The 6,265-nt window shown below is 71.7% G+C and carries 6 protein-coding genes; 2 read left to right on the top strand and 4 right to left on the bottom strand.

The features are described 5' to 3' along the window. The first annotated feature begins 7 nt into the window (after nucleotides 1-7). Nucleotides 8-1,090, top strand: a complete 1,083-nt coding sequence (gene arsB, locus ACTMTF_RS48320; protein WP_441116845.1) for an ACR3 family arsenite efflux transporter — start codon at nucleotides 8-10, stop codon at nucleotides 1,088-1,090. Further along, nucleotides 1,083-1,478: an arsenate reductase ArsC gene (locus tag ACTMTF_RS48325; protein ID WP_441116846.1), complete on the top strand. Its 396-nt coding sequence runs from the start codon at nucleotides 1,083-1,085 to the stop codon at nucleotides 1,476-1,478. The genes arsB and ACTMTF_RS48325 overlap by 8 nt, the downstream gene beginning before the upstream one ends. Before the next feature lie 21 nt (nucleotides 1,479-1,499). Here the strand turns inward: ACTMTF_RS48325 and ACTMTF_RS48330 are convergent, their stop codons facing one another. The 4 genes from ACTMTF_RS48330 to ACTMTF_RS48345 form a co-directional block, all read right to left on the bottom strand. Then, nucleotides 1,500-1,877: a metalloregulator ArsR/SmtB family transcription factor gene (locus tag ACTMTF_RS48330; protein WP_441116847.1), complete on the bottom strand. Its 378-nt coding sequence runs from the start codon at nucleotides 1,875-1,877 to the stop codon at nucleotides 1,500-1,502. Between the two features lie 31 nt (nucleotides 1,878-1,908). Beyond that, nucleotides 1,909-3,147, bottom strand: coding sequence for an MFS transporter (locus ACTMTF_RS48335; RefSeq protein ID WP_441116848.1), 1,239 nt, complete (start codon nucleotides 3,145-3,147; stop codon nucleotides 1,909-1,911). A 57-nt stretch (nucleotides 3,148-3,204) separates the two neighbouring features. After that, nucleotides 3,205-4,614: an FAD-dependent oxidoreductase gene (locus ACTMTF_RS48340; RefSeq protein WP_441116849.1), complete on the bottom strand. Its 1,410-nt coding sequence runs from the start codon at nucleotides 4,612-4,614 to the stop codon at nucleotides 3,205-3,207. Nucleotides 4,615-4,745: 131 nt separating this feature from the next. After that, the gene (locus tag ACTMTF_RS48345) at nucleotides 4,746-5,963 is read right to left on the bottom strand and encodes a cytochrome P450 family protein (RefSeq protein ID WP_441116851.1); all 1,218 of its coding nucleotides are present in this window, start codon (nucleotides 5,961-5,963) and stop codon (nucleotides 4,746-4,748) included. Between the last annotated feature and the right edge of the window lie 302 nt (nucleotides 5,964-6,265).

Consider the following 6,265-nt stretch of genomic DNA (forward strand, 5'->3'; position numbering starts at 1 on the left):
AGGCTGGATGTCGTCCACGACTGTCCCGGCCAAGAGCTCAGGTGTGGTCGGCGGGTTGTCCACGCTGGACCGGTTCCTGCCGGTGTGGATCGGCCTGGCGATGGCGGCCGGGCTTCTGCTCGGGCGGCTGGTGCCCGGGTTGGACACGGCGCTGGAAGCGGTGAAGGTCGGCGAGATCTCGCTGCCCATCGCGCTCGGCCTGCTGCTGATGATGTATCCGGTGCTGGCCAAGGTCCGCTACGACCGGCTCGACACGGTCACCGGTGACCGTCGCATGCTGGTGGCGTCCCTGGTGCTGAACTGGATCGCCGGCCCGGCGCTGATGTTCGCGCTGGCCTGGGCCCTGCTGCCGGACCTGCCCGAGTACCGCACCGGTCTGATCATCGTCGGGCTGGCCCGGTGCATCGCCATGGTGCTCATCTGGAACGACCTGGCCTGCGGCGACCGCGAGGCCGCCGCCGTCCTGGTCGCCATCAACTCCGTCTTCCAGGTGATCGCCTTCGGCGTGCTGGGCTGGTTCTACCTGGAGGTCCTGCCCGGCTGGCTCGGCCTGGCGGAGGCGGCCCTGGACGTCTCGATGTGGGACATCGCCCAGTACGTACTGATATTCCTCGGCATCCCCCTCCTGGCCGGGTACCTGTCCCGCAAGCTCGGTGAGAGGTCCAGGGGCCGGGAGTGGTACGAGACCCGCTTCCTGCCGAGGATCGGCCCGATCGCGCTGTACGGCCTGCTGTTCACCATCGTCATCCTGTTCGCCCTGCAGGGGCAGACGATCAGCGAGCGGCCCCTGGACGTGGCCCGCATCGCGCTGCCGCTGCTGGCCTACTTCGCGCTCATGTGGGGCGGCTCGTTCCTGGCCGGACGCGCCATCGGACTCGGGTACGACCGCACCACCACGCTCGCCTTCACCGCGGCCGGCAACAACTTCGAGCTGGCCATCGCGGTCGCGGTCGGCGTCTTCGGCGTCACCTCCGGCCAGGCGCTCGCCGGCGTCGTCGGCCCGCTCATCGAGGTGCCCGTCCTGGTCGCCCTGGTCTACGTCAGCCTGTGGGGCCGACGCCTGTTCAGCGAGGAGCCCACCCATGCCTAGCGTCCTGTTCGTCTGCGTCCACAACGCCGGCCGCTCCCAGATGGCCGCCGGCTGGCTCACCCACCTGGCCGGGGACCGCATCGAAGTCCGCTCAGCCGGATCCGCGCCCGCCGACCGGATCAACCCCGTCGCCGTCGAGGCCATGCGCGAGGTGGGCATCGACATCACCGGCCGGCAGCCCAAGATCCTTACGCCCGAGGCCGTCCAGGCCAGCGACGTGGTCATCACCATGGGCTGCGGCGACGCCTGCCCGATCTTCCCGGGCAAGCGGTATGAGGACTGGAAGCTGGACGATCCGGCCGGTCAGGGCATCGAGGCCGTACGGGAGATCCGCGATGACATCCGGGCTCGAATCGAGCGGCTCGTCAGCGAGTTGCTCCCGGCATGAGCGGTTCGCGCGGTCCAGCGGTCACACAGGGGTGAGCTCCAGCTCACCCGGCCTGCTGGGCACGGGCTCGGTCAGCGGCGCGAACAGGGCGCCCAGCTTGTTCACCGCCTCGGGGACGATCCGGTAGTAGACCCAGGTGCCGCGTCGTTCGCCGTCGATCAGGCCCGCCGTGCGCAACACCTTGAGGTGGTGGGAGATCGTGGGGGCGGTCAGGTCGAAGGCGTCGGTGAGGTCGCACACGCAGGCCTCGCCGCCGGCGTGGGAGCCGATCATCGACAGCAGGCGCAGCCGTACGGGGTCGGCGACGGCCTTGAGCATGACGGCGAGCTCGGCGGCGTCGGTCTCCGACAGCGGCTCTCGCGCGATCGGCGCGCAGCACTGGATCGTGACGGCGGTCATGCGGCACCCCTTAATTCGAAATCCATCGAAATTATACGCGATGGTAGGCGACCAAGGCCAACGCGGCGATCACGCAGGCCGTGGCCACCGCGCCCATCACCCAGACATAGCCTGCCGCCTGCGCGAGCACGACCGCTCCCAGCGGGGCCAGGGCCTTGTCGGCGACGGCGAAGGCGGCGATCCGGCCCGCCAACGAGGCGTAAGCGGCGGTGCCGTACCGGCCGACCAGCAGGTGCGGCAGGGTGATGGAGGCGATGCCGAAGCCCAGCCCGAACAGCAGCACAGCGCCGATCGCGCCCGGCACCGTCCGCCCGACCAGCGGCAGGAGCACGGCGGCGACGCCCTGGAAGGCGAAGATCGTGGCCGCGATGAGCGCGGCGGGCATGCGGGTCTGCAGGCCGGTGGCGATGAGCCGTCCGGTGACCGACAGTACGCCGAGGAGGCCGGCCAGAGTGGCGGCCAGGACCGGCGAATGGCCCAGATGGACGAGGTAGGTGATGAGCAGGACCGCCATCACGGCCACCGCGCCGCCGTTGGCGGTGAAGGCGATCACCAGCAGCCAGAACGGCCGCCGGCGCGTGGCCGCCCTGACGATCTCGGCACGCTCCCGCGCTCGGGCGGGCGCCTGCCTGGCATGGCTACGGCGACGCAGGACGAGCGCGTGCAGGGGGATGGCGGCCAAGCCGTAGATCAGGGCCAGGACGACGACGGCATGCCGCCAGCCGTACCACTCCACCAGCAGGCCGGTGAGCGGCAGGAAGATCGCGGAGGCGAAGCCGGCGACGACGGTGACCGCCAGCAGCGCGTTGGCCCGGCTCCGCGCGTGGGAAGGGCCGTCGAACCAGCTGACGATGACGGCGAAGGCCGCCTCGTACAACACCATCGCGCACGCGACGCCGATCGCGGCGAAGACGGCGTACAGCTGCGGCACGCTCTCCACCCGCGACCAGGCCAGCACGGCGACCGCGCCGAGCAGCGACCCGGCGGTCATGAGGCCACGGCCACCGCGGGCGTCCAGCCGGCGGCCGACCAGCGGGGCGCAGAGCGCGGCGATCAGGATCGAGAGGGTCAGCGCGGCGGCGATCTGGGCGTTGGTGGCGTGCAGGTCCCGAGCCATCGGCGCGAGGAAGACGGAGAAGGCGTAGTACAGCACGCCGTACCCGATGGTCTGAGTGACGGCCAGCGCGGCGACGATGCGCCGGCCGTGACCGGAACGCGGCTGACCGCCGCCCCTGGCGTCAGGAGCGGCGGTCGGGGAGGCGGAGCTCACCCCGGGGCGCCGGAGTGGGCGGCGGTGGGGCAGCCGTCTGACATGTCGATCCTGCTTTCAGCCGCAGCAGCCGCCGCCGTCGTTGGCGGCGCCCACGGTGGCGAGCGGCAGTGGGGTGGCGAGCAGGCCGCCGCTGATGCCGGTGGCCAGGCCGACGCGCTGCTCCTGGGCCTCGGCGAGGTTGGCGGAGCACACGCCGGTCTCCGGCAGGTCGAGCCGCACCTCGCAGGCCGCCTCCCAGTCGCCCGCGATGGCCGCGACGACCGAGCGGACCTGCTCGTAGCCGGTGGCCATCAGGAACGTCGGGGCGCGGCCGTAGCTCTTGACGCCGACCGCGTAGTAGCCCGGTTCGGGGTGGGACAGCTCGTCGACGCCGTGGGCGGGGACCGTGCCGCAGGAGTGCTGGTTGGGGTCGATCAGCGGGGCCAGCGGCCGGGTCGACCCGAGGATCGGGTCCAGGTCCAGGCGCAGCTCGGAGGCGATGGAGTGGTCCGGGCGGTAGCCGGTCGCGGCCACGATGCGGTCCACGGTGACCGACTGCTCCGCGCCGGACGGGTCACGGCTGACCACGGTCGCCTGGTCGCCGTCGCGGGTGACGGAGTGGACGAAGAAGCCGGTCAGCAGCTGGATGCGGCCGGACTCGACGTGGGCGCGCAGGCGGGTGCCGAGCGCGCCGCGGGCGGGCAGCGCGTCGGCCGCGCCGCCGCCATAGGCACGCCCTGCGCTGCCCCCGCGAATCGCCCAGGTGATCCGGGCGTCCTCCAACTGGGCCAGGGCGAGCAGGGTGGTGGCCGCCGAGTGGCCGGCGCCTACGACCAGGGTGTGCCGGCCTTCGTAGCGGTCACGGTCGGCGCCGAGCACGTCGGGGAGCGCGTGGTCGACCAGCCGGCTCGCCGCCGCTTCGCCGTGGGCGGGCAGGCCGCCGGCGCCCAGCACGTTCGGGCTGGTGTAGGTGCCGGAGGCGTCGATGATCGCACCGGCCCGCAGCTCCTCGCCGTCGTCGAGGCGGATCAGGAACGGGACGTTCTCGCGGCCGTTGGTCCGGACCCGGTCGTAGCCGAGGCGGCTGATCGCGCTCACTCTGGCGCCCAGCCGTACCCGGTCACCGAAGAGCTCGGCCAGCGGGGCGAGATAGTCCGAGATCAGCTCGGCGCCGGTGGGCAGCCACTCGGGGTCCGGCTCGCTCCAGCCGCCGGCCTCCAGCAGCCGCTTGGCGGCGGCGTCGATGTCGAACTTCCACGGGCTGAACACCCGGACGTGACCCCACTGGGCGACCGAGGCGGCCACCTGCTCGCCGGCCTCCAGGACCAGGAAGTCCTGGCCGCGCTCGGCCAGGTGGGCGGCGGCGGCCAGGCCGACGGGGCCGCCGCCGATCACCACGACCGGGCCGGACGGCGCTGACTGGGTGGCCGGGGTGGTGAACTGCTCGATCTCGATCGCGGCAGGGCCGCAACATCCGTCGCTCATGACTGTTTCTCCAGGCTCAGCGGTACATCAGAGGTGAGTACGGGTGGCGATCGATGACTCCTGAATAGAAGAACATCTAAGCAAGAGAAAGCCTGCAACATGATTAGAGGGATGTCAAATTAGAGGCACATCTAAATAGGACACCCTTCGCGGAGCGGTGTCGTGCGGACGGGGAGCGCGTTCAGGGCCCGTGCCATGCCCGGTCGCCAGCTGATCTCTGACGGTGGCACGGCGAGCGCGAGATCGGGGAAGCGGGTCAGCAGGCCGCGCAGCGCGATCTGGGTCTCGGCGCGGGCCAGGGCGGCTCCGAGGCAGTAGTGGATGCCGTGGCCGAAGCCCAGGTGCGCGTTGTCGGCGCGAGTGGCGTCCAGCAGGGCGGGTCGTGCGAAGCGGCGCGGGTCGCGGTTGGCCGCCGCGTACACCACCTGCACCGGCTCGCCCGCCGGGATGCTCACGCCGCCGAGCTCCACCGGCTGGAGCGTGTAGCGCATGACCGCGATCTCGGCCGGCCCGGTCACGCGCAGGAACTCCTCCACGGCCGCCGGGACGGCGTCCGGATCGGCGCGCAGGCGCGCCAGCAGGTCCGGGCGGGTGAGCAGGAGCCGGACGCTCTGACTGATGAGGGCGACGGTGGTCTCGTGGCCGGCGATCAGCATGCTGATCGACAGCGCGATCAGCTCCTCGTCGGCCAGCCGGTCGCCGTCGCCCTCCTGGACACCGGCCAGCGCCGACAGCAGGTCGTCCGCACCGCTCGCGCGCTTGGCCCCGACCAGCTCGGTCATGTACGCGACCAGCCCCCGGGCCCCCGACGCGATCCGGCCCAGGTCGGGGGCTGTCAGGTCGGCGGCCCATGTACGCCAGGTGTCGCGGTCACGCGCCGGCACGCCGAGCAGCTCGCAGATGACCTGGATGGGCAGCGGGTACGCGAACCGCTCGATCAGGTCGAACTCGCCCGGCAGGCCGTCCAGCAGCGCGTCGGCGATCTCCTGGATGCGCGGGCGCAGCGACTCCACGCGGCGGGCGGTGAACTCGCGCGACACCAGCCGCCGCAGCCGCGTGTGGTCCGGCGGGTCGTAGGCGCCCAGGGTGCGCATCAGGTACGGGGCCACGTCGGCGGGCAGCCCGGCCGCCGACGCCACGTCCAGCTTCGACTGCTTGGTGACGTCGCTGCTGAAACGCGGATCGGTCAGCGCGGCCACGCTCTCGTCGTAGCCGGTGACCAGCCAGATCGGGGTGCCGTCCACGTACCGGCCACGACGGACCGGCCCGCCCTCGGCCAGGCCGGTCAGGAACGCGTCCCGGTCGGACGCGGCCAGCAGGCCGAAGATCTCCGGCTCGATGGTGCTCATACTCGCGACTCCAGGATCTCGACGACTCGATGGACGGGCCGCGATGGCCCGCAGGCACGTCACTGTCTGAACGCACGAACAGCATACTAAACAGATGTTCAGCTCCTTGGGAAGCCTACGTCGAGCCCGTTCTCACAAGCGAGCCGAGCCCGTTCTCATGAACGGGCTCGGCCCCGCACGCCGCCGTGTCATGGGTCCGGGAGGGCCATGGGGCATGGGTGGCGATCAGGCGGCGTCGAGGGCTGTGGTGATCTTGCGGGCCATCTCGGTCATGGTGGGGCTGGGTTCGCCGTTCTGGGTGC

Origin of the sequence: Nonomuraea sp. ZG12 (genome assembly GCF_052068115.1) — a bacterium.
GTDB lineage: Bacteria > Actinomycetota > Actinomycetes > Streptosporangiales > Streptosporangiaceae > Nonomuraea.